Origin of the sequence: Pseudoalteromonas umbrosa, assembly GCF_030125375.1 — a bacterium.
GTDB classification, from domain to species: Bacteria; Pseudomonadota; Gammaproteobacteria; order Enterobacterales; family Alteromonadaceae; genus Pseudoalteromonas; species Pseudoalteromonas umbrosa.
In genome coordinates, this window is the sequence record NZ_JASJUU010000003.1 from 593847 (window position 1) to 617440 (window position 23594).

The 23594-nt window shown below is 39.3% G+C and carries 17 protein-coding genes; 11 read left to right on the forward strand and 6 right to left on the reverse strand.

The annotated features are described in order from the left end of the window. Nucleotides 1–128: 128 nt before the first annotated feature. A complete protein-coding gene (locus tag QNM16_RS12500; RefSeq protein WP_284020790.1) occupies nt 129–2627 on the reverse strand; it encodes a GH92 family glycosyl hydrolase in 2499 nt (832 codons plus the stop codon). Between the two features lie 331 nt (nt 2628–2958). On the opposite strand from QNM16_RS12500, the gene QNM16_RS12505 reads away from it, so the two are divergent. The 6 genes from QNM16_RS12505 (at nt 2959) to QNM16_RS12530 (ending at nt 11739) form a co-directional block, all read left to right on the forward strand. Next, complete coding sequence (locus tag QNM16_RS12505; protein ID WP_284020791.1) at nt 2959–3633, forward strand: response regulator transcription factor; 675 nt, start codon at nt 2959–2961, stop codon at nt 3631–3633. Next, nucleotides 3626–5014, forward strand: coding sequence for a sensor histidine kinase (locus QNM16_RS12510; RefSeq protein ID WP_284020792.1), 1389 nt, complete (start codon nt 3626–3628; stop codon nt 5012–5014). The genes QNM16_RS12505 and QNM16_RS12510 overlap by 8 nt, the downstream gene beginning before the upstream one ends. Nucleotides 5015–5114: 100 nt before the next feature. Then, nucleotides 5115–6998, forward strand: coding sequence for a DUF1800 domain-containing protein (locus QNM16_RS12515; protein WP_284020793.1), 1884 nt, complete (start codon nt 5115–5117; stop codon nt 6996–6998). A gap of 13 nt (nt 6999–7011) precedes the next feature. After that, nucleotides 7012–8364, forward strand: a complete 1353-nt coding sequence (locus tag QNM16_RS12520; protein ID WP_284020794.1) for a DUF1501 domain-containing protein — start codon at nt 7012–7014, stop codon at nt 8362–8364. Nucleotides 8365–8916: 552 nt separating this feature from the next. Next, nucleotides 8917–10905 carry a methyl-accepting chemotaxis protein gene (locus tag QNM16_RS12525; RefSeq protein WP_284020795.1) on the forward strand — a complete coding sequence of 663 codons (1989 nt, stop codon included), beginning with the start codon at nt 8917–8919 and terminating at the stop codon, nt 10903–10905. A 177-nt stretch (nt 10906–11082) separates the two neighbouring features. Further along, nucleotides 11083–11739 carry a DUF1826 domain-containing protein gene (locus QNM16_RS12530; RefSeq protein WP_284020796.1) on the forward strand — a complete coding sequence of 219 codons (657 nt, stop codon included), beginning with the start codon at nt 11083–11085 and terminating at the stop codon, nt 11737–11739. A gap of 61 nt (nt 11740–11800) precedes the next feature. On the opposite strand, the gene QNM16_RS12535 is transcribed toward QNM16_RS12530, so the two are convergent. Continuing rightward, entirely contained in the window at nt 11801–12787 is a 987-nt protein-coding gene (locus QNM16_RS12535; RefSeq protein WP_284020797.1) for a hypothetical protein, read from the reverse strand. Between the two features lie 521 nt (nt 12788–13308). On the opposite strand from QNM16_RS12535, the gene QNM16_RS12540 reads away from it, so the two are divergent. Beyond that, nucleotides 13309–15906, forward strand: a complete 2598-nt coding sequence (locus QNM16_RS12540; protein WP_284020798.1) for an ExeM/NucH family extracellular endonuclease — start codon at nt 13309–13311, stop codon at nt 15904–15906. 30 nt (nt 15907–15936) lie between these two features. Here QNM16_RS12540 and QNM16_RS12545 read toward each other — a convergent pair whose 3' ends face one another. Continuing rightward, entirely contained in the window at nt 15937–17463 is a 1527-nt protein-coding gene (locus QNM16_RS12545; RefSeq protein ID WP_284020799.1) for a cytochrome-c peroxidase, read from the reverse strand. 75 nt (nt 17464–17538) lie between these two features. After that, nucleotides 17539–18141, reverse strand: coding sequence for a MarR family winged helix-turn-helix transcriptional regulator (locus QNM16_RS12550; RefSeq protein WP_284020800.1), 603 nt, complete (start codon nt 18139–18141; stop codon nt 17539–17541). A 66-nt stretch (nt 18142–18207) separates the two neighbouring features. On the opposite strand from QNM16_RS12550, the gene QNM16_RS12555 reads away from it, so the two are divergent. From QNM16_RS12555 to cydB, 4 genes are all read left to right on the forward strand, one after another. Further along, a complete protein-coding gene (locus tag QNM16_RS12555) occupies nt 18208–18801 on the forward strand; it encodes a carboxymuconolactone decarboxylase family protein (protein WP_284020801.1) in 594 nt (197 codons plus the stop codon). 405 nt (nt 18802–19206) lie between these two features. Continuing rightward, complete coding sequence (locus tag QNM16_RS12560) at nt 19207–19752, forward strand: GbsR/MarR family transcriptional regulator (RefSeq protein WP_063362896.1); 546 nt, start codon at nt 19207–19209, stop codon at nt 19750–19752. A 16-nt stretch (nt 19753–19768) separates the two neighbouring features. After that, nucleotides 19769–21115: a cytochrome ubiquinol oxidase subunit I gene (locus tag QNM16_RS12565; RefSeq protein ID WP_284020802.1), complete on the forward strand. Its 1347-nt coding sequence runs from the start codon at nt 19769–19771 to the stop codon at nt 21113–21115. Beyond that, nucleotides 21108–22109 carry a cytochrome d ubiquinol oxidase subunit II gene (cydB, locus tag QNM16_RS12570; protein WP_284020803.1) on the forward strand — a complete coding sequence of 334 codons (1002 nt, stop codon included), beginning with the start codon at nt 21108–21110 and terminating at the stop codon, nt 22107–22109. The genes QNM16_RS12565 and cydB overlap by 8 nt, the downstream gene beginning before the upstream one ends. Nucleotides 22110–22173: 64 nt before the next feature. On the opposite strand, the gene QNM16_RS12575 is transcribed toward cydB, so the two are convergent. Both QNM16_RS12575 and QNM16_RS12580 read right to left on the reverse strand, forming a co-directional pair. Continuing rightward, the gene (locus tag QNM16_RS12575) at nt 22174–23190 is read right to left on the reverse strand and encodes a lytic murein transglycosylase (RefSeq protein ID WP_284020804.1); all 1017 of its coding nucleotides are present in this window, start codon (nt 23188–23190) and stop codon (nt 22174–22176) included. Next, on the reverse strand, nt 23183–23464 hold the full coding sequence (locus QNM16_RS12580) for a YcgL domain-containing protein (protein WP_211036580.1): 282 nt from the start codon (nt 23462–23464) through the stop codon (nt 23183–23185). The genes QNM16_RS12575 and QNM16_RS12580 overlap by 8 nt, the downstream gene beginning before the upstream one ends. Nucleotides 23465–23594: the final 130 nt, after the last annotated feature.

Below are 23594 nucleotides of genomic sequence, written 5' to 3' on the forward strand. Positions count from 1 at the left end.
CTTATGTAATAACTCTTAACCTCTTCGGCTAATCAAAGAAGAAGTAAAAAGTAGCTAATAAGGCCTGTTGACTTTTATATGATTGATAAGAGGCAGCTAATTACTGCCTCTGAATGAGAACTATGTTGTTATCTATTTGTAGGAGAATAACTCGGTGGTCTATTCTCGATAGCCTGGCCAAAGCTTTTATTTGGTACATCGCTCAGTGTAAAGTCTAATGTCACAGACTTATTTATATATGCTTCGTTAATCCAGCTATTTAAGCTAGGTTTGCCATTCACATGTAGTGAGTTGATGTAAATATTATCGTTTGATGCTCCTGGCGCATGAATGGTTAAATTACCAATTTTTGCAGAGGTAAACTGTGGGCTTGATAACACTAAATCGGCACGTCCGGGGTATTTTGGATAAATACCTAAGCTGCTGAATACATACCAAGATGACATTTGACCCAAGTCATCCTGACCTGGAATACCATCTGGCGCATCAAGCCATAATTGCTTCATTGTTTCGCGAACAGTTTGCTGTGTTTTGTACGCATCGCCTGTATGTAGGTACATCCAAGGAGACAAAATGGAAGGCTGGTTAGATACATCGGCATACTCAGCTGAGTCACGATATAGCACCCAAGATCCATCTGGCTTTTTGAAGTGGTCATCAAGCCTTTGGCTCATGGCTGTCTCACCGCCAAGAACCTTGGCAAGCCCAGCGCCGTCATGTGGTATCATCCATAAATACTGAGCAGGACTACCTTCTACGAATAGGTGGCCTGAGAATGCATCAAATTCATTTTTCCAGCTGCCGTCTTGATTACGACCTTGAATATATCCCAATGTATCAGTGGCGTTCGGGTTATAAATGTTTCTCCAATAACCTGCTTCATCAACAAATCGTTTTGCGTCGTCTTCTTTACCTAAGCGCTTAGCAAGTTGAGCCAAAGAGAAATAGCTTGATGCTTGCTCTAGTGTTTCCGATGCACCTTCCCAGCTATTAGATTGCTCTGAAATGTAACCTATTTCTTGCCATTGATCTAAAGAAGGCTTTTGACCACGACAGAATACCGGACAACCAACATCAGACAAGTCGAACTCAGTAGGTGTAATTGCTGCTTTTTTGAGTGAATTATATGCACCGTTTACATCAAAGTCTTTAGCACCAAAGGCAACAAAATTTGCTATGGCAATTGTTGATGGGTCACCACTCATGACGCCGGTTGGGCCGGCGTTATGTGTCCAACGGTCCCAAATCCCATTAAATTGATTAGCCTGATTGTATAGTGACTGTGCAATATCATTGCCTCTGGTTTGGTCTAATAAGGTAACAAGCTGCAATTGTGAGCGATATACATCCCATCCTGAAAAGTTCGCATATTGCGCCGTTTGGTTGGTACTAATGCTATGTATTTTTTGATCAAAGCCCATGTATTCGCCGTTTACGTCAGAAAATACATTTGGATGGAATAAGCTGTGGTAAAGCGCAGTGTAAAATACTCTTAATTTGCTTGAGTCTTGTGATTCAACTTGAATTTTTGACAGCTCGTTGTCCCAAGCTGTTTGTGAGTTAGTTTTTAACTGAGCAAATGTCTGTTTCCCTTGCTCTTTTGCTAGGTTCTCTCTGGCATTATCCAAACTAACATAGGAGATCCCCACGCGCATTTGAACTGTATCACCATTGTTAATACCAAGATCTACCCATACACCAGAACCTTTCCCAATGTCTGGCCAACCATTATCTCCATAGCCCATACCGCCTTTTGACGAAACTGCCCCTTGCTTGACTTGATCATCTTTCCAAGCACCTGAGCCAGTAATAGGTTTATCGAGCTTTGCAACAAAATGCAGTGTGTAGTAATCCCGTTGATTATACTCGCCAAGATAACCGCAAAAATTGCCTGATGTAACATAACCTGTGATTTCGCCGCGTTCGGCGTCTACTTTTGCATAAGCGTCACCACTGCCAAGTTGCGAATATGCTGTTCTAAACAGCAGTTTTGCATTGTCCGATTGTTCAAAAGTAAACTTTGCAATGCCCGTTCGGGTTGTTGCTGCTAATTTGACATCAACGCCGTTATCAAGGCCTACTTGGTAATATCCCGGGATGGCTGTTTCATCATCATGGCTAAACCCAGCGCTGTAGTAAGCGTTGATTGGATCTGTTGCAGGCGAGAACGAAATATCTTTTGTGAATGGCATAACGGGAATGTCGCCTGAAGCACCTAGGCAGCCTGTTCCTGATAATCGAGTGAATGAAAACCCTTTTACGCGACTTGCTTGATAGTTATATCCGCCAGGTGAGACTGGTACTCGCTTGTTTTCCTCAAGTATTTTTTTTGAAATACCTTCAGATTCAGCCATTAAGTCTTCGGTATACGCATGTTCTGGACCGAAATTAAACATACCAAAAGGAACCACCGCGCCGGGTGTTACGTTACCAGCTTGACGATGATTGTAAGGGCCTTTAGTACCGATTAATGGGTTCACATAAGTTACGACATCAGTGACGTAGTTAGCTTGCTTTACTTTATCAGCCGAAGTTTGAGACTCATTTTGTCCCGTACTACACGCAGTGAGCACAGCTAAGCTGAGTGGTATAAGAATATGATTTTTGCTTTTTGTAATATGATTCATGGTGAACCCTAATTTAGAACGTTCCAAAAAAATAATGCGTCGAAAAAGTGAATTGCTTAGAAGATGCCACTTTTTGATTGTAATGTAAAATTTCGATGCGTTAATTTACGTTTTTTTAGCGATGGTTTACAAGATTGTTGTTTTAACTTGTTATTTGAAGATTTTTCGTAAAGGTAAATCGTTGCGTATGGTTGCATTTCTCCAAATACATAACCCGATCAGTCAGGCTTGAATTCATGTCGCTTATAACATCTTAAAACAATACAAATTTGTATATTTGAAATCTAAACCTATGCGTTAAACTTAGTAAAAAGCATTATAAGAATGACATATGAACATATTGATTGTTGAAGATGATTTGGATACTGCCGCCTTTATTGAAAAAGGGTTACTACAACATGGAGAACTTGTTAAGCATGTTGCCTCAGCGCAAGAAGGTATATTGGTGGCATCTTCAACTGAGTTTGATGTAATAATATTCGACAGACTCCTACCAAATATGGATGGGCTAGATGCTGTTAAAGTACTTCGAGCGAGTGGTATTCTCACTCCTATAATCATACTAACCGCACTTGGTGATACAGTAGACAGAGTTGATGGCTTAAACGCTGGCGCAGATGATTATTTGGTAAAGCCTTTTGACTTTTCGGAACTCTACGCAAGGCTGAAAGCCTTAACTAGGCGAAAGCCTATTTCTAAAGTGTTACTGTCATTAAGCTTGGGCGATTTAGTATTGGAAAGAACTAGCCGGAAAGTCATCAGAGCAGGCCGACAGATAGAGTTAAATACCAAAGAGTATCAAATTCTTGAATTTCTCATGCAAACGCCTGGTCAGTTGGTGACTAAAACCATGCTACTTGAAAAGGTTTGGGGTTTTAGTTTTGATCCAAAAACCAGTTTGGTTCAAACTCATGTTAGTCGACTGAGAAACAAAATTGACAAGCCGTTTGATCTTGAACTCATCAAAACTGTACGCGGTTGTGGATACATTATTTCTGATGAATAATTTGCTCTCTCGAACATTACTTTTGAAGTCATTACTTATTAGTATTGCCTGTACAGCAGGCTTTATGACCATTTTCTTTATTGCCTCTATATTTAAATTGGCTCATCTTTCTTCTGAACAGCAACATGAGTTAGTTGATTATATCGAAGAAGTTCAATCTTTGTATGACGAAGATGGTCTTCAAACTATGCTTACAGAATTAGATTTAGAGTCAAAACCTATTTGGAACAAAAAGCAGAGTATTGAGAGGTTATCTGATCACGAATCCATATTCTCTATTACTCAAGGAAATACGCTTTTGGTAGGTAGTGAGGTAGATATTCCCTTTGAAGCCAAACCCATTTGGAGTTATTTAGATTTTGATAATGGACATGAAATTAAGGTTTTAGTGTATTCAAAAGTGTTAGAGGATACATTGCTGCTAAAAGTTGCGCAGCCTAACAGTTATGAGAGTGGACTCGCATCAGGTGTGCTAGTTAATGTTGGCATGTTTAGCTCTTTTTTAATATTCATTGTTGCATTTTTAATAAGCTATTTTGCAAGTTTTCGAAGCCAGCGAACATTACTTGACATAAAAAAACAAATGCATATTATATCAAACTCTCCGGACTCTTCACGATTGTCTGTTAAATCTAAGACGACAATGCCTAGTGAGTTTGCAAGTTATACCAATGAGATGCTCGATAAGATTAGTGCATTACATGGCACGACAAAAACGATGTCGACAGGTATTGCTCACGATTTAAAAACCCCTCTTTCAAGAGTTGTAAATCGCCTGCAAAGTATGCGTCAAGACATCACTGATACCCAAGCGATTGAGTTACATATCAATAAAGCTAGCCAAGATCTTAATGCTGTCATTTCTACATTTAATAACCTTGTTCGACTGAATGCGATTGAATCAGGTAAACATAAACAGAAGTTTGAATTAGTTAACCTATCAGAGTTAGTTAACGATCTAGCGCTTAGTTACGAGCCCGTTTTTGAAGACTCTGGCAGAAAGTTCAGTCACTCTGCTGTTGATAACGTTATTTGTTTTGGCGAAACTGATTTATTAAATCAGCTACTGTGTAATTTGTTAGAAAACGCGCTTGAATATAGTAGCGCAGACGCGAATGTTTGGATAAGGCTGCAAAGTCATACCAGTGGCGCATTACTGCAAGTTGGAGACGATGGTCCCGGCATCCACTTAGATGACCAACCACATGTCTTTGAGCGTTTTTTTCGTGCTGATGTAAGTAGGTCTAAGCCGGGGAATGGCTTAGGTTTGAGTATCGTTAAAGCGATTTGTGACGTACATGATGCAAAGTTGGTTTTGCTACCAAATCAATTCGGCGCCGTTTTTAATATAGAAATACCGGTCTCAAGTACACCATTGTGATCCATACAATTTTGTATGGTAAATGTATGTGAGTTGTAACACACAAATTTACTACTTACCCTAAACTTAGTCTAATCATGAAGTGAACTTAGGCTAAGTTATGAATCGATATATAAGAATAAAAACGTTATTTATTGCGTTTATTATCATTTGCTTATCAGGTTGTGGTGGGGGTGGCTCTGAACAAAGCCCAACTACTGACAATCAAAGCCAACAAACAAACCAAGCAAATAATAATAACTCAAATAATCCCAGTGATGACAACAACATTGATCCAGAGTCAAATAATGATGATTTATCGGACAACGATGACGCTGATCAAACCCCTACCCTATCTGATACAACCTTCTCTTCACAAGCGAAGGTTTCAAGGTTTTTGCAGCAAGCAACTTTTGGTCCTACGCCTACATTGTTATCTGAACTAGAAAACAAGAGTGCTTCAGAGTGGTATCTAAGTCAGCTCAAAGTGTCACCGAGTTTGATTTTACCAAGTGTTGAAGCGCAAGCACCGAGTGATCCTGAAGAAGATTTTAATTTGTTTTACATTGAGCAAACGAGTTTTGCATTTTGGAGAAATAGTATAGGTGCACCTGATCAACTAAGACAGCGTGCAGCCTTTGCATTATCTGAAATCTTAGTTGTGTCAAATGGCGGTGGTGAAGTCTTAACTGATGTCCCTGAAGCAGTTGCTGCCTACCAAGACATTCTTATAAATAATGCTTTTGGAAATTATAGAACGTTATTAGAACGTGTAACTTATTCTCCTGCAATGGGTCACTATTTGACTTATATGGGCAGTGAGAAAGGCAATGACGAAACAGGAAGAATGCCAGATGAAAATTATGCTCGAGAGCTACTACAGTTATTTACATTAGGTGTTGTTGCGTTAAATAAAGATGGCAGTGAACAACTAGACTCAAAGGGCAATACAATTGAACTTTATGACAATTCTGATATTACTGGTTTAGCTCGCGTTTTCACTGGTCTAAATTTAAATGAGGATGATCCTGAGGAGTTTTTAGGTAAACGATTTAGTGTGCCAATGGCAGTATTTTCGGATTCACATTCAGAAAAAGAAAAATCATTTTTGGGGCACACGATAGCAGCCGGTACAGATGCACAGACATCAATTACTCAGGCACTAGACCTTATCTTCGACCACCAAAACTTAGCACCATTTGTTACTAAGCAACTTATACAAAGATTGATCACTTCTAATCCGAGTCCTGATTACGTTCAGCGTGTTGTGACGGCATTTGAGTCAGGTAATTTTACATTGCCGGATGGGCGTGAAGTGGGTGCTAACCAACGAGGTGATCTTAGTGCGACATTTGCTGCGATTCTTTTTGATCAAGAAGCAAGAGATCCCAACCAACAAACGGGGGGAAAAATTCGTGAACCTATTCTTAGATTTACGCAGTGGGCTCGGGCGTTTGAACTAACGAATATCACGCCTGAGTTTGTTCCGCAATTGTGGGATACCAGTGCCAGCGCAGATCTTGCTCAGCATCCCTACCGCTCCCCCAGTGTTTTTAATTTTTTTCGTCCTGGATATAAAGCGCCTGGGAGTGTCACTGCTGCAAATGGTTTAGTTTCTCCAGAGCTACAGATAACCAATGCTAGCTCCATACCGGGATACATTAACTTCATGACGTATTTTATTACCGGCCAACAACAAGAAGCTGACCTAGAAGAGCTGAAAGAAGAGTTTGATGAAATAGGCACCGATCTTAACTTTGACCAAGCATTATTGAGTTTTAAACCTAATTATGATCGATTGCTGAGTGTTGCAAATGATCCCACAGCACTCATCGACCAACTTAACCTTCTCCTTTGTGCTAACCAGTTAAGTGATCAAACACAACAAAGTATTAAGCAAGTGATTGGCTCGATAGGAGAGGATGAAGAAGATGGGTTTCTTGATCGAGTACATTTGTCCATCTTAATGGTCATGTCATCTCCTGATTATCTTGTTCAAAAATAGAGGGCTAATAACAATGAACAGACGTAACTTTATTAAAACAGCAAGTGCAGGTGTTGTTGCCTCTTCAATTATGAATATGGGTCAAGTGCTTGCAAATACTCAAGTCGACTCAAATGAATATCGTGCATTAGTTTGTGTGTTTTTATTTGGCGGGATGGACAACCACGACACCATTATCCCCTATGACGCGCAAAGTTATAACAAGTGGGCTAGTATCAGACAGTCACTTTTGAATCAGTATGCCACCAAACGCGAAAAAAGTGCTTTACTACCGATCACCACCCCAAGTAGGTTTGGTTCCCGACAATTTGCATTGCCTCCTGAAATGCCGTCGATTGCAGGGCTTTATCTGCAAGGTAAATTATCCGTTGTCGGCAATGTTGGCCCTTTGTTAGAACACGTGAATGCCACCAGCATTCGTAATGAGACAGCAAATTTGCCGTCGCGTTTGTTTTCTCATAACGACCAGCAAAGCACGTGGATGTCTGGAAAGGCTGAAGGTGCGCAGTATGGTTGGGCAGGAAAATTTTATGATGCGCTAATAAATCAAGGGAGTGCCCAATCTAATACATTTTCTGCTGTTACAACCGCTGGTGGAGAGCTTCTACTCACTGGAACGAATACAACTCCTTATCATGTAACAGATGGCAAAGCTGCGACAATACAAGCTTTAGAGTTTTTTGAAGGCAATGACGCGGTGGACGCACACTTTAGTGCACTAGGGCACCAAACCAATAATTTACTCGAACAAGATCTTGCTAGGAAAATTGGTCAGTCTTTTGAAGCAAACAAAATGTTTAACCAAGCTATTTCATCTCAAACAACAAGTGTTGGAGAATTTCCCAAAACGGGGTTAGGCCGACATCTTGAGTCTGTTGCTAGAACATTGGCTGTGCGAGAGCAGTTAGGAACTAATCGACAGATTTTTGTTGTGTCGATGGGTGGGTTTGATACTCATTCAGGTCAAGCGCAGAGCTTACCTAAATTGCAAAGTGCATTAGATGGCGCGCTTGGTGCATTTAATAGTGCGATGGAAAGTATGGGGCTGAGCAATAATGTTACCTTATTTACGGCATCTGATTTTGGACGCACCTTAGCAATTAATGGAGACGGTACAGATCATGGTTGGGGAGCGCATCACTTTGTAATGGGCGGTGCAATCAATGGCGGCACTGTATTTGGTGATATTCCTCCTGCTGAGCTTAATCATGAGTTGGATGCGGGCAGTGGCCGATTGATCCCAACAATGTCTGTTGATCAGTATGGTGCGGCTTTAGGTCAATGGTTAGGGATATCTGATACTGAACTTGCGCAAGTTTTTCCGAACTTAAACAAGTTTGGTGCGAGCCCTGCTTTATTTGCGTAACAATATTTGTAGAAAGATATATGCGTCGCTTAGTCAAGATTATTAAACGACGCAGCTATACTTAAGCAAAAATATTATTGGATTAAGAAGATGATGACAGTTTACAGCGGCGGCTTATATCTAATTTTAATCATACTCCTCATCTGTATTTGCTTTATATATGGGAATAGGTACAAAGCAAAGCTTAAGAAGCAACCACCTAAATTAAATGATAAGGATAATAAGTAGATAGTGAACGATTAAGAACTTATTACTTTGATTTAGTATAGCGTGTTTATCTTTTTTATTGTCTTATCGACACCTCTTGTATTGAAAGCATGTGTTCTTACTTATCCATATCCTTCTTGGAGGATGTTTGATTTGTTTATTCGACTCCCATTTAGGCACATGCGATTTACGATTATTGGTCTATTTGGCGGTTTTAATCATTTTGCGAATATTTTCTTGAAGAAACTTATATCGTTAGCGATTTTTTGACTATCTTTTAGGGTAAGGAACAATTATTGGCCATCTATTAATGATTGGCATTAGGTTTACGCCCTGGAGAAATAAATGAATTTGCTAAAACGCTTATCCATTTTACAACTGACCGTTATTAGCTCTCTCGCCCTGATTCTTTTTATTTTTATCTTACTTGCAAAAGTAGCAACTCAGTATTGGCATGACTACACCTCTACAACGCAAGATATTGAATATATTAAGCTATTAGATGCTATAGAAAAAATTGCGCACCATCATGCGGTTGAGCGTGGCTTATCAGCAGGCTACTTGGGTAACCCAACCGCAGACAAAAAAAGGCTTGTTTCAGCTCAACGTACAAAAGCCGATAATGCTGAGAAATTTGTGCGAGATCTATACTCTGGGCAGTTTAGGGACGATGAAAAAGTTAAAAAATGGCTTCCTTTTCTATTTAAAGAATTGAATGATAAGCCTTCAATCAGACGTGAAGTTGACAACCAAAATGGTAAAAATGCATTTAAGTATTATAGCCATTTGAATCAGATAGCCATTGATACCGCAACACGTATGCAAGCGTATATCAGCAACCGTGATTTAGCCTCAAAATTGTCTATCGCATTTTTACTTGCTAAAAGTAAAGAGCGTAAAGGACAACTTAGAGGGAAAGTGAATGGCGTACTTGCTAAACAGCGGATCAATTCGCAAATAAGAGGTGAACTAACCTATTACCAGACTCAACTTGCTATTTTAAAGGAGCAACTAGAAACGTCTTTAGAAGGTGCGCAGCTTGAGGAATATCAAAGAGCCATGTCTGACTCCAGCGCCAAAGAGCTTGATAGAGTCATTAATTATTTAATTGAAGAAGATAATCCAGATTTTTCTACTTTGATGTCAAGTAGTGATTGGTTTCCAAAAGCAACTAACCAAATTGTTGCTGTTAAAAAGATTCTCGACAAACAATGGCTTAAAACGGTCGATCACAGCGCTGCTGTCAAAAGTGACCTTGTTAGTCAAAGCTGGTTTATTACAATTTCGTTTGTGCTTGCAATGAGTGTGATTGCAGTCATAAATATGCATTTGGTGACATCACTTAAACATGAGTTAAACCATTTAACTGGTATTTTGGAAAAAGTAGCAAGAGAAGGCGATCTCACTTTGGACGTCAGGCTTAAAACCAGTGATGAATTGGGGCAAATTTCGGAGTCGATTCATAATACGGTATACGCTTTTAAAGATTTATTACTTGGTTTGTCCAAATCAATTAATGTCGGTACAGACTTAGGTGAGAAAATGGACAAGGCGGCAAGCCATGTGAACGAAGATGCCCAGCGAACACAAACAATGGCATCGAGTATTGCTGCAGCGATTGAAGAAATGGCTGCAACAAGTGAAGAGATTGCACGTTCCGCTTCAGACACATTGGCTGCAAGCGATCAATTAAACAACGAATCGCAAAAACTACTTGAGGACAATCAACGAAACTTAGATGCCATGAATGCCCTATCCGAGCATATGGATATGGTTAACGAGATGGCTGCGAAAATGGAAAAGCAAGTTGCTGAGATTAATACGATTTTAGATTCAATTCGCAGTGTAGCAGATCAAACAAATTTACTGGCGCTCAATGCTGCAATTGAGGCTGCAAGAGCTGGTGAACACGGAAGAGGTTTTGCGGTTGTGGCAGATGAAGTGCGTGGACTTGCTAATAACAGCAAGGAGTCGTCAGAGCAAATATCTTCGCTACTTAGTAATTTAAATGAAATCAGTCAAAGTGTTGTTAACGCCATTAAAGAGAATACTCAACTTGCTAGTGAGATAATGAGCGAAGTTGAGGAAACACGTCTTGTTTCTATGCAAGTTAGTGAACATAGTAATAATGTTGAACAACTTACTACATCAGTTGCAACTGCTGCACAGCAACAGTCTACGGTTGCACAAGATATTTCGACAAATACGTCGGCCGTATTGGAAGCGGCAAACGACGAACTTGAAACATCCATTGCGCTTAAAGCACTTTTTGAGGACATGAAGTTGAACAGTGACACGCTGCAAAGAACGATGGATAATTTTAAGATTGATTAGCGTTTAATTCCCTTTTGAAATTTAAGGCTTTTGATATGTAGTAAGTTAAAGGCCTTTTACTATTTAAACACCCCGCTAATAAAATTAATTCTTATTCTCAATTATTTCATGTAAACCCTTTAATTGGATTAATTAAAATGATAGTGTTGCTACATTATCACATAACAATATGGTTTTATGAGCGTTAATTCTGAAGTAAGTGTCCCTGTCACAAGCACTAAATACCTCATTGATGACTCCGCGAGCATCCTTTCAAAAATTTATGAGCCAGACACTGCATTAACTTGTTTTTGCAGTCCTGCAAACTGGGCTAAAAGTAATGCTGCAATTCATTATGTTAAAAAGGCATCAGATAACTTTTTTCAGTATCAGGGTGTAATTGAGAATGAGCTATTTGAACAGGTGAAAAGTTTATTCTCGTCTACGACTCATGGTGACTTACTGTTTGAACATATCGAGTTAATGCTGTTGATGTTTCAAGAGCTATTTGAACCGAAAGAGATTGGTCTGCGCATATTGCCATGTACTTATTCATTGAGCCCAGCTTTTCATTTTCAAAACGGTATTGTGAAAATGATGTCAACATTAGGTGGTTCTGGAGAGAGGTGGGTTGAAAAAGAGTTTGTGAAATATCACCCTTTAGAAAAAAATCAGCTTGCACCAGCAATAAAAGAACCCAGAGAGTGTGATATTAATACACTTTGCAATGGTGATATAGCCCTTGTTAAGGGGAAAAACTGGGAAGATCAAGAACACAATGCGGTAGTTTGTTCATCTCCTGTTTTTGATATCAATGAATCAAAACTTTGTATTTATATTGATTATTTGAACTAACCTAACTAGATAATTTTTTTAATGAAAGAAGAGAAAACCTCTTCTTTCAATTTAATTTTGTTTAGTTCGCTTGGCCTGTCCAGCTCCAACCTGGATACAGTTTACCATTTACGTTCGCATTGTTTCCTATAATGATCGACAGTGGCTTATTTACCGCTTTCCAGTTATATGCTTTTGAATGTTCAAGCTCAAAAACCACATTGCCCCAGAGTGAATATGGCCCAGCTACCATCGATTCTTTGTAAGCTGCAAAGTGACTTTGCCCGCCCATCATGATTTCACCGGCTCGACTTTTGTTGTTGATCTCTGCTGCGCCTTTACTCCAAATCATCAATTGACTGATGTTACTTTTATTTTCAGCCAAAAAATAGCCGTTACCCGCAACTTGAACAGATTTAAAATGGTTGCTTTCAGTTGATTGCCCCGCAGATGTATCGTAAATTTCTAGCCTCATTTGATCTGTGTGTTTGTTAAACTCAACGTATGAACTGCCATATACGCCAATTGAATTACCAGACATATTTTTAAAGTATGCAGTACTGTTGTCCGTAACCGAAAATTGCAAAAATGAAGCATCTTCAGCTGATTTTGCATTAGTGGTAACGTGGTCAAATTTTGCCAAACTATTGGCTCTCAACTCAACAGCAGCCATATCATTTGGTACGTCAATATTGATATTTTTGAGCTTTAAGTTACTAGCCTCTACTAAGACTGCGCTTTTTTGAGTGTATTCTTGAGTATGCCTAACTCGAATTGACCCAGTTCGCCCTTCGTCATTTTTAATTTCAAAGTGGCTTTGCTCAATGCTAATTGGGCCATTACATACACCGGAAACCGTTAATTGAACTGATTTGGCTAAATAGGCTTTTTCCACCGCTTGACTAAGTGCTGTTGGATCTTCACTACAATCAATATTTAGATCAAGACGTTTTATAATCTCATTATCATGAATGGAATTATTGTTCCCTACCTCGTGGGCAAATACATGATGACTAGCCATTAACCCCAGAGGCAATAATACTAATTTAATCAATCGATTAGTTTTCATTTAATCGTCCTTATATGAAATTTTCTTTACATGTTGTTGTACAACTAATACTTACTATTAGTTGTTATTCAAAGCTTGTTTCAAAGAGGTATCAATAGGCAGTCTATACCTCTTTTCTACAACAGCTCTTAAGTTAGTCAAACTGTTTGACTATTAGACATTAACGTAAGAAAGCTTTTTCGGTCAAAATTTAATCGATAACTGAGGTGTAATTATTGTTATATGATATCAATAATTATTTTATTCATGATTCTGAAATATTAGATTAGATAGAGTTGTGTAGAATAGCTGTGTTCTGACAGATTTTTTGTATATGCCTTTTCAGGTACCGATTGACATTATTTGCTAGCCATCATTAAAACTCACTGCTAAGTTGAATTAATTGCTTAGTAACAGCTTCAATAAAATCAAATTTCACATTAAAAAATCACATTAATATTACAATTGAAATATTTTTCATATAAAGTTGCATCCTTAATTACTAAATAATTCATTAAAAAACACGGTAAACGGAAATAACTATGTTCAAAAAATCCCTAATTGCTTCTGCGATTACATGCTTTTTAATACCTGCTCATGCCGAAGTGCTCATATCTGAATATGTTGAAGGAAGTAGCTATAACAAAGCGATAGAAATCTATAATAATAATGCGACTGAGGTCGACTTAAGTAACTATCGTTTGCAGTTTTTTTTCAACGGTAATACAACAGCAAGTACGAGTATTTCATTGGAAGGAATGCTTGCAGGCAAGCAAACACATGTTTTGGTGCATGCTAGGGCTAGTGAAGAGCTACGTTTAAAGGCGCAGCAACAAAAAGATGGTAGCTGGTTTAATGGCGACGATGCGATTGTCTTGACTAATAACGGTGTCGTTGTGGATAGCATTGGCCAGATAGGCGTTGACCCAGGTTCTTCTTGGAGTGACCAAGGTGTTTCAACAAAGGATAAAACACTGATCCGTTTTGCATCAGTAACGACTGGCGATGCAGTAGCAGATGACGAGTTTGTTCCCTCCGCTGAGTGGGAAGCGCTTCCTAAAGATGATTTTTCTAATATCGGGTTTCATAACTCGACTGACCCAACTGAGCCACCAGTGCTTGAATGTGATTTAAACAACACATTGATCTCTGCGATTCAGGGTGAAGGTGCACAAAGCCCATTAGTTGGTGAACAAGTTGAAATACAAGGTGTAGTTACAGCGTCTTTAGTGCGTGATGATCAAATTAAGGGGTTCTTCATTCAAGAAGAGACGTTAGATCAGGATGATAACCCGCTTACGTCTGAAGGTATCTTTGTTTCCCATCAAGATCTTTCTATTGCCGAAGGTCAAGTACTGAAATTGGCAGGCACAGTCAGAGAGTCATATGGCCAAACTCAAATCTCTAGCGTTACAAGCCTTGTTACTTGTGGCACTGATGCTGTGTCTAGTACAGATATCACGATCCCGACTGAATTAGGCCTTGAAGCTTACGAGGGTATGTTTGTAAACATTACAAATGAACTAGTTGTAAATGATACATATGGCTTAAAGCGATACGGTGAAGTTAAATTGGGTTCAGAGCGTTTATTTCAAGGCACTCAAGTAGCACAACCTGGTGAAGCGGCTAATGAAGTCGAGCGCCTAAATGCAACTAAAGAGATTACGCTTGATGACGGGTCATCACAGCAAAATCCAGAGGTGATCCCCTATCCTTCACCAGAATTGGATGCATACAACACGCTGAGACTTGGGGATAAAGTATCAAGTGTAGAAGGCGTAATTGGTTATGGATTCTCGCAATACCGCATTCATCCAACGGTTACACCAAACTTCACCTCACATAACCCTAGAACAGACGCGCCTCTAATTGAAAAGCAAGGAAACTTGAGACTTGCGAGTATGAATGTTCTGAACTTCTTTAATGGCGATGGTTTAGGTGGTGGATTCCCAACTGAACGCGGCGCTGACTCTGTCGAAGAGTTTGAGCGTCAAAAAGCTAAACTTGTCTCTGCCATTATTAAGCTAGATGCAGATGTTATTGGTTTACTAGAATTGGAAAATGATGGCTTTGGAGAAAGTTCAGCCATCGCAGAGTTAGCAAACGTGTTAACTAACGCGGATAGCAACAACACTTACGGTTACGTTAATTTTGGTACTGATAATGTGGGTACCGATGCCATCATGTCTGGGATTATATACCGTACCAACAAGGTGAAGGAAGTCGGTACACCGGCATTTACAGATGCAGTTCCTTTTGACTATGGTAATAGACCTCCTGTCGTGCAAAGTTTTGAAGATATATCGACCACGGACGTATTCAACGTTGTCGTAGCGCATTTACGTTCTAAAGGAAGCTGTAGTAAGGCAGAAGGTCTAGATCAAGATCAAAATGACGGTCAAGGCTGCTGGAACCAAACGCGTGTTACGGCTGTAAACGAGCTTCATGCGTGGCTAGCTAGCAACCCAACGTCTGTTGTCGATGAAGATACGGTTATATTGGGTGATTTTAATGCATATAACATGGAAGACCCAATTAGCCAGATGACAACCAATGGTTATGCTAATTTACGTAATGTGATTAATGGTGATGCTACGAGCTATTCGTATGTTTTCAAGGGCCGTTTAGGCAGTCTTGACCATGCTTTTGCAAGCAACTCTATGACGCAAAAAGTTCTTGGTGTGGCGGATTGGCATATTAATGCAGATGAACCTGTTGCGCTTGATTACAATACTGAATATAAATCAGATAAGCATCAGCAGTCATTATACGCTGAACATGCCTACCGCTCATCAGATCATGACCCAATTGTCATTGATATACAAACGCAAGACCCTTACCCAGTTATCGAAGGTACAATTGATAATATTTATGGTTGGTTTTGGTGGCAGCGCACTTCCATCGAAGTACCTGAGGGTTATAATAATTTAGAAGTGAAAATTGAAGGGGTTGGAGAAGCTGACCTTTATCTAAGACACAACAAAAAGCCAAGATATCATAGATTTGATTGTCGCCCTTACTTATGGGGAAGCAATGAGTCTTGTAATATCAATAACGCGAAATCGGGTATTTGGCATATTGGGTTACGTGGCTTCTTACCATATCGAGATGTAAAGTTGTCCTATAAAATTTCGAAATAAAAAATAAAAAAGGTGGCTTAGCCACCTTTTTTAACTCAATCCTAAAATTGCCTTTTCTACTTTTAACCTTAAGTTGTCAGGGTCCGGTGATTTAGCCGCTGGTTCAAACTTTCTTACACAGCGATGATCTTTGGCACACTTATCTGTTAGTGCTTTTAAAAACTGTACAAGGTCACTTTGTTGGTTTGCATCCAATGGCGGTGCGACAAATGGCGATAGCTGTAGTAAAGCGAGTGCTTGTTGGCTGTTGTCTTGTGCATTGGTATTCAGTGTTTCACAGCTTGCATCATTCTTGAATTGGCTCAAGCCGCACGCACCACCTTTCGAAAAGAAGTCATTAATGGCGTTAGCTGGGTCAACATAATGGGCTACAACCTCTTCAAGAGTTTCATAAGCGCCTGAATGTCCATAAGGTGCTGTCAGTTCAACATTGAGTAAGCTGGGAACTTTGAATGCAAACATATTACGTTGCTGTGGATCTATGTTAAAACGGCCTTGATCAGCATTTTGTTCACTTGTGCCAATACCAAACTGGGGAAATGCCAAATTAAAGAAACCATCATTACTAAAACGAGAGCCTCCATGACAATTTACGCACCCAGCTCCTCCCTCACTAATTTGAGAGAAGAATAAAGTAGCACCGCGTTTTTGGGCTTGCGATAGTGCATTGAGATTGCCTTTAAGGTATGCATTCCAAGGAGAGTTAATGAGGTTCACTGAAGATTGATATTGTCCTAGTGCAAGCGCAATACTATCAAATGTTATCAGTGATTCTGCGTTATCTGTACTATTAAATGCGCGTCTAAATTCGTTAAGCCAATTGTTTTTTTCTAAGTCATCACTGCCGCTGCCATAGTTTCCGAGTCGCTCGGCCAAATGTTCACGAACGGACTGGTTGTTGAACGCATTCTCAAATGCAGCACCTCGCATTTCTTCTACTGATGTTACAGGAAAACGTGAAAGCGCGCCAACTAAGTCATTGCCTACATTAAGATCAGCCACTCCAAAACCTGAGTCAGGAGTACTAATCACTTCCTGCTCGTTCCCTTGGATATCCGTGATGGTAAATCGCTCTACTCTACCATCCCAGAATAAACTTGAGTTTGATAATCCGACGTTAAAAATGGTCGGTGAGTTTCGTGGTATATTTATGGTATCTGATGACAGTCTTAATGGGCCAATAATATCTGGGTCAACAGCATTAGTCCCAATTGGAAAAGATAGGCCGTCTGCGCCGCCTAATCTTGGATGATGGCAGCTTGCACATGCCACGGTTTTTTCTCCGCCAAGTGCTTTACTAAAGAATAGCTTCATCCCTAGTTGAGAAACAGGGTGGCTGAGTATTGGTTGATTTGAAATATTGGGAATTGTTTCTGTTAAGTTTTGCTGAGCAACTATTTCTTGAAGTCGAATATCAGCTTCTGTTTGAATTTTAACGATATGCTTTTTATTATTAGGGTGTTTTTTAGGTTCATGTGTTGGTTTTGCACAGAGTTGGTAACTTGAGAGAGAAAGCAAGGCTAATACTCCCAAGTTGGATATATTTTTGATTTTCATATTTTCGCCCCTTCATTTAATAACCTTTAGCTTGGTTAGTAAATGTGCAAAAAATATGTTCAGATTTAGTTCAATTTAGGTTTGTTTATTTGTTCGGTTGTACCACCTGACTATTTCTTTGTGATCTCGAGTAACTGAATCACCCTCTAATTCGCATTGCTTAACCTCGTTAGCAAGCACACTTTCAGCGCTTAGCTCTAACTTCTGTAGCAATGTACTCAAGGTTGCCTTTTCTTTTTCAGTGAAACTCTCTAGTAACCTCTCTTCTCTTTGTTTCAGGTGCTCAGTTATTTTACTGTAGATATCAACCCCTTCATTAGTTAATTCTACAGGTTTACTTCGTGTATTTGGATTTATCTGTGCGTATTGAGCCAAGTCTTTTTTTATTAAAGCATTGATAGCACGTGTTGTTGAATAAGGGTCAAGCCTAGTTTGATAAGCAATGTCTGACGCTGTGATTGGTCCATACGAACCTATATTGATTAAAATTCTGAGCTCTCTGGTATCGCAGTCTGTGAGGTTACGCACAATAGGATCTCTAGATATTGATAAGAGGTTACTTACCACAGCGACTTGAAATGGAATATGTGTCTCGAGTGCAAGTTCACTGTCTTGTTTTTTAGAAAAGCTTTCTAATCTGTTTTTTAATGCATTTTGATATGAAATTTCACTAGACAATTAGAATCTCCAGAGTTATGTTATGTTGCATATGCAACAAATAATGATATTCAACAGGAGCTGATTATGCCCTTAGTTACCCCACTTTCTCAAGATCACGATCAGGAAGTTACTGAGCTCGCAAAGTTTTTTAATGAAACATTAGGGTTTTGCCCTAATAGTGTGCTTACTATGCAGATAAGACCTGCAATTGCACGCGCATTTATTAATTTAAATAAAGCGGTTATGGAAAATCATGGCCGAGTTACATCAGAGCTAAAAAGATTAGTCGGGTATATCACCAGTGCTAATACAGGTTGTCGCTATTGCGAAGCCCACACTATTTTGGCGGCTCAACGTTATGGTGGTACTGATTCACGTCTAGCTCAAATCTGGCAATTCCGTGAATCGGATGTATTTACAGACGGTGAAAAAGCCGCATTTGAATTTGCCCTTGCCGCATCGAGCGTACCTAACGCAGTTGATAATACAATTGAACTAGAACTCAAAAAGTATTGGGATGATGGGGAAATCGTCGAAATTCTCGGTGTTATTTCGTTATTTGGCTATTTAAACCGCTGGAATGACTCAATGGGTACATCTTTAGAGTCTGGTGCAATTGATGCTGGAGAGACACTTTTAAAACAAAACAACTGGGAAGTTGGAAAACATCAGTCTTAAACCTACCTTTACATCTCAACTACCAAAGGCTTTTTCGTAAGATAAAGCCTTTTTATTTTAGTCTTCTAAATTTGAACAAATTGTTCAACATCCATGCTTGAATGTGAAACTTTAGCTATTTTAAGCCTCCATCTTGGTAACTAGTTTGACTGCAAATAGCGAAATTGAACAGTTTTAATTCGAAAGTTTCATTATTTACCAAAACTTTTAAAACTTTTTACCCAAGCGATATACAAACAGTTCAAAACAGACTAGATTACAGTCTGGCTTTAGGTACTGACTCGACTATTTTAAATTAAGAAATAGTAACCATTTTAAAGTTTCAGAAAAAAATGAAACTTTGGTTGATCTGAGTCAGTTATCTTTGTATATTTAACTTTCAATAATTACTGAACGTTTAGAATTATGAATTTATCACCAAAAATCGAAAACTTCGTGCTCCATTGCGGTGAAATGGGCAGTCGTTGGGGATTTAATAGAACAATTGGGCAAATGGTCGGGTTACTCGTTATTAATGAGCACCCACTTACTGCAAACCAAATTGCAGAAGCTCTAAAGATTTCCCGTGGCAATGTAAGTATGGGTATCAAAGAGTTGCAATCATGGCAATTAGTCAAAGTTCATCATATTCCCGGCGATAGAAAAGAATATTATGCGCCGAACGGTACTATCTGGGATCTTGCAAATAAAGTGTTTGAAGAAAGACGAAAGCGAGAAATTGACCCTACTCTGACATTATTACGTGACCAAATATTGGATACCGCGAATACGCCAGAAGAAAAGTACGCTCAGGAGCAAATGCAATCCATACATGATCTTTTAGAAACAGTTACTAAATGGTCAGCTGAATTGCAAAGGTTGACACCTGAACAATTGCAATCATTGATGAAGCTAGGCTCGTCTGTTAGTAAGGTGATCGACCTCAAGGATAAGTTATTGAAAAAGTCGTAACTAACAGAGGTGTGTCATGCTTGATACCTTATTGCTGTCGCGAATACAGTTCGCGACGAATATAAGCTTCCATATACTTTTCCCGACCATATCCATTGCACTTGCATGGTTTTTGGTTTTTTTTAAAGTCAGATATGTTCAAACTAAGCAGCCCGTTTGGCTCCGGGCTTATAGGTTTTGGGTTAAAATTTTTGCCCTTACTTTCGCTTTAGGTGTTGTCAGTGGTATTACCATGTCGTTTCAATTTGGCACAAATTGGCCAGGTTTTATGGAGCGTATTGGCAATATTGCAGGCCCCTTGTTGGGATATGAAGTTCTGACTGCTTTCTTTATGGAGGCGACCTTTTTAGGTGTCATGTTATTTGGTATGAAGCGTGTTAGCCCCGCTGTACACACTTTTTCAACAGTAGTTGTGGCTATAGGCACAACGATTTCTGCTTTTTGGATATTATCTCTAAACAGTTGGATGCAAACGCCAGCTGGATACGAGATTGTTGATGGAGTATTCTACCCCAAGGATTGGTTCGCTATTATTTTTAACCCTTCGTTTGGTTATCGTCTGTCACACGTGCTTTTGGCTTCTGGGATCACAGCATCCTTTTTGATTGCTGGGATCAGCGCTTACCGCTTATTAAAAAACGATCATAAACATGCGCCAAAATTAACGCTCAAAGTCGCTTTAACGGTTGCGATGGTGTTGGCTCCGTTGCAAGCTGTTGTCGGTGATTTGCATGGTTTAAATACTTTTGAACATCAACCGCAAAAAGTGGCTGCAATGGAAGGTGTTTGGGAGACAGAAAAAGGGGCACCTCTACTATTATTTGCTGTTCCCGATGAGGTCAACAGAACCAATCATTTTGAATTAGCTATTCCAAATTTAGCGAGTTTAATTTTAACTCATGAACTAGATGGCGAAATTAAAGGCCTTAATGAATTTCAAGGGGCACACCCACCCGTCAAGCCTGTATTCTACGGGTTTCGAGTTATGGTTGGTCTCGGTTTATTGATGATCCTAGTAGCAGCTTTGACGAGAGTGACTTTATGGAAACATCAGAAATTACCCGCTTGGCAGCTCAGATTGCTTGTCGTTATGACATTCTCTGGTTGGATCGCAACATTGGCTGGTTGGTATGTGACTGAAATTGGTCGACAACCTTATATGGTCCAAGGATTAGTCAGAATAGATGAGTTAGTTACACAAGTCCCTTCTGAACATGTACTTTATACACTGATTGGTTATCTGTGCGTTTATACATTGCTTCTGAGTGCTTATATCAAAACACTCTTTTATACAGCTGATAAAGCTGTCGAAGTTGAAGAGTATGAGCTTAATCCCCCTATGCGAGGTGAAAATTATGCTTAATAGTGAATTCTTAGCACAATTTTATGGCGCACTTATGGCCTTGGCTATTCTGGTATATGCAGTGCTAGATGGATATGATTTAGGAGTTGGCATTTTATTGCCTCTTAAAGAAAAAAAACAAGCTGATACCATGATTGCTTCCATTGGCCCATTTTGGGATGCGAATGAGACTTGGCTTGTACTTGCTGTCGGTTTGGCTTTGATTGCATTTCCTATGGCGCATTCAGTTATTCTGCAGGCCTTATATCTGCCGGTGGCTTTAATGTTGCTTGGTTTAATTTTACGAGGCGTTGCATTTGATTTTCGTGCTAAAGCAAAAACAAAATACCAAGATGCATGGGACATTAGTTTTAAAATTGGCAGTATTATCACTGCATTTGCACAAGGCTTTATGCTGGGCCTATATGTCATGTCCTTTGAGCAGAGCATGCAAAGTTATGCATTCGCAATGCTTAGCGGCTTCGGTGTAATTGCTGCTTATGCACTCATAGGTTCTGCTTGGTTGATCATGAAAACCAATAGTGAACTTCAACAAAAAGCGATTCTGTGGTGTGCAAAATCTAACATGATTGCTGCACTTGGTGTGATTTCTATATCCATTGTAAATCCGCTAATCAATGACTTCGTCGCATCTAAATGGTTTAACATAAACGAGTCATTACTGTTATTGCCTATCCCCATTTTATGCTTAGGTCTGTTTGTTTTGCTCCATTGTGTTCTTACACGCTATCCAAGTTTCGACAATATTAAAAAAAGCTGGGCGCCTTTTGCTATCGCGACTTGCATATTTTTATTATGTTTTTTAGGTTTGCTTAACAGTTTTTACCCATATGTTGTACCAAACCAACTGACTATTTACGAGTCTCTTGCAGACCCATCTGCACTGACATTTATGCTATATGGTGTTGTGTTGGTGGTTCCAGCAATTATCGGATATACATTATTTTCTTATCGTGTTTTTTGGGGAAAAACACAAGCGTTATCTTATTACTAATTTTCATTCATTAGCCCAACAAAAAGGCAGCTTATAAGCTGCCTTTTTTATACCAAAAATTTGACTAAATTTTTGGATAACCAATTCTATCTGAAAGGTAACCTACGCTTGTGACAAAATAATAGCTACGGTTCCAATTCATCAGCGCTTTGTAATTATCATACGCTAAATACATCCTGCCATTAATATCATCTGGCATGACTAGTGCTGCATTAATATTAACATTGGGTAAGTCGGTACCATCTGTACGTCTTACACCGAGTTCTTGCCAGTCGGATAAAGAGCGCTCTGAATTATTGAAAAATTCAAGCCATTGACTATGGTTTTTAGTGCCTCTTTTTAACACGTAATTTTCAGAAAAGTTTTCAGGCAGCTTCACCTGTCTTCCCCAAGTTAAGTTGTTATTCCAACCAACGCTTTTAAGATAATTAGCGATTGAAGCAAAGGCATCTTCTTTTGTTGTCCAAATGTCTTTTCGGCCATCTTTATTGTAATCAACTGCATAAGCATTGAAAGACGTAGGCATAAACTGGGTTTGTCCCATTGCGCCAGCCCATGAGCCTTTAAACTTGTCTAAGCCGATATGCCCATCACGTAAAATATCTAGGGCGGCCCATAGTTGACGTTTGTACAAGGCTTCGCGTCTGCCATCGAACGCTAAAGTGACCAAAGAACTGATAACTGGATAGCCACCTTGTACTCTGCCAAAACTACTTTCAAGGCCCCAAAGCGCAATAATGAAACGGCCTTGAACACCGAAATCACGTTCAATTTGATCTAACAGTTCTTTGTTTTCTTTGTATAGTTTTCTAGCGCGTTTGACTTTCCAATCAGGAACACGTTTTGGCAAATATGTTTCAAGTGTTTCAACGATCTCAGGCTGTGTTTTGTCTGCTTTAATTACTTTCTTTTTAAACGTCGCTGTAGCGAAAGCAGAGTCTATTAAGGATTGTTCATATCCTTTGGCAACGGCTTCTGATTTTAGTTTTTGAACATATTTATCAAAGTCCGCTTGAGTCGCTGCACTGACTGACGCTGAAAAACACAGAGATGTAAGTATAACTTTTAAAGTCTTAGTCACTCTTTGCTCCATTTCGTTTTTTAAATTCATCCAGAAGATTTTCTTCCGGAGGTGGAATCTGCAAGTAAAACCCTTGTTCGGTTAATTTTTCCTTAACCGTGCTTAAATCTGCAACCCCAAGTTTCTCTCTTCTGGCAAGATCAACTAACATTACAAATATTGGGGTGCCAAAAGTGCTCATCAAAGGCTCAGGAACTTTGCTGAAATCGTCTCTTTTTTCAACAAAAAGGTAGGTGTCGGCTTTTTTACTACTTTTGTATACTGCACTTAGCATTATAACCCTATAAATTCTTGCTTATCTTAGAGCAGCACTATACCATGACATATATAATAATTGGAAAGTTTTGCTGCTCTCAAACGTACACAGTACGGGGTCAAAATAAGATTTAATAAAGAGTACGCAG

Excerpts from the sequence above, each read along its gene's own strand:
- QNM16_RS12500 (WP_284020790.1), bottom strand. The coding sequence starts at position 2,627 with ATGAATCATATTACAAAAAGCAAAAATCATATTCTTATACCACTCAGC.
- QNM16_RS12505 (WP_284020791.1), top strand. The coding sequence starts at position 2,959 with ATGAACATATTGATTGTTGAAGATGATTTGGATACTGCCGCCTTTATT.
- QNM16_RS12510 (WP_284020792.1), top strand. The coding sequence starts at position 3,626 with ATGAATAATTTGCTCTCTCGAACATTACTTTTGAAGTCATTACTTATT.
- QNM16_RS12515 (WP_284020793.1), top strand. The coding sequence starts at position 5,115 with ATGAATCGATATATAAGAATAAAAACGTTATTTATTGCGTTTATTATC.
- QNM16_RS12520 (WP_284020794.1), top strand. The coding sequence starts at position 7,012 with ATGAACAGACGTAACTTTATTAAAACAGCAAGTGCAGGTGTTGTTGCC.
- QNM16_RS12525 (WP_284020795.1), top strand. The coding sequence starts at position 8,917 with ATGAATTTGCTAAAACGCTTATCCATTTTACAACTGACCGTTATTAGC.
- QNM16_RS12530 (WP_284020796.1), top strand. The coding sequence starts at position 11,083 with ATGAGCGTTAATTCTGAAGTAAGTGTCCCTGTCACAAGCACTAAATAC.
- QNM16_RS12535 (WP_284020797.1), bottom strand. The coding sequence starts at position 12,787 with ATGAAAACTAATCGATTGATTAAATTAGTATTATTGCCTCTGGGGTTA.
- QNM16_RS12540 (WP_284020798.1), top strand. The coding sequence starts at position 13,309 with ATGTTCAAAAAATCCCTAATTGCTTCTGCGATTACATGCTTTTTAATA.
- QNM16_RS12545 (WP_284020799.1), bottom strand. The coding sequence starts at position 17,463 with ATGAAAATCAAAAATATATCCAACTTGGGAGTATTAGCCTTGCTTTCT.
- QNM16_RS12555 (WP_284020801.1), top strand. The coding sequence starts at position 18,208 with ATGCCCTTAGTTACCCCACTTTCTCAAGATCACGATCAGGAAGTTACT.
- QNM16_RS12560 (WP_063362896.1), top strand. The coding sequence starts at position 19,207 with ATGAATTTATCACCAAAAATCGAAAACTTCGTGCTCCATTGCGGTGAA.
- QNM16_RS12565 (WP_284020802.1), top strand. The coding sequence starts at position 19,769 with ATGCTTGATACCTTATTGCTGTCGCGAATACAGTTCGCGACGAATATA.
- cydB (WP_284020803.1), top strand. The coding sequence starts at position 21,108 with ATGCTTAATAGTGAATTCTTAGCACAATTTTATGGCGCACTTATGGCC.
- QNM16_RS12580 (WP_211036580.1), bottom strand. The coding sequence starts at position 23,464 with ATGCTAAGTGCAGTATACAAAAGTAGTAAAAAAGCCGACACCTACCTT.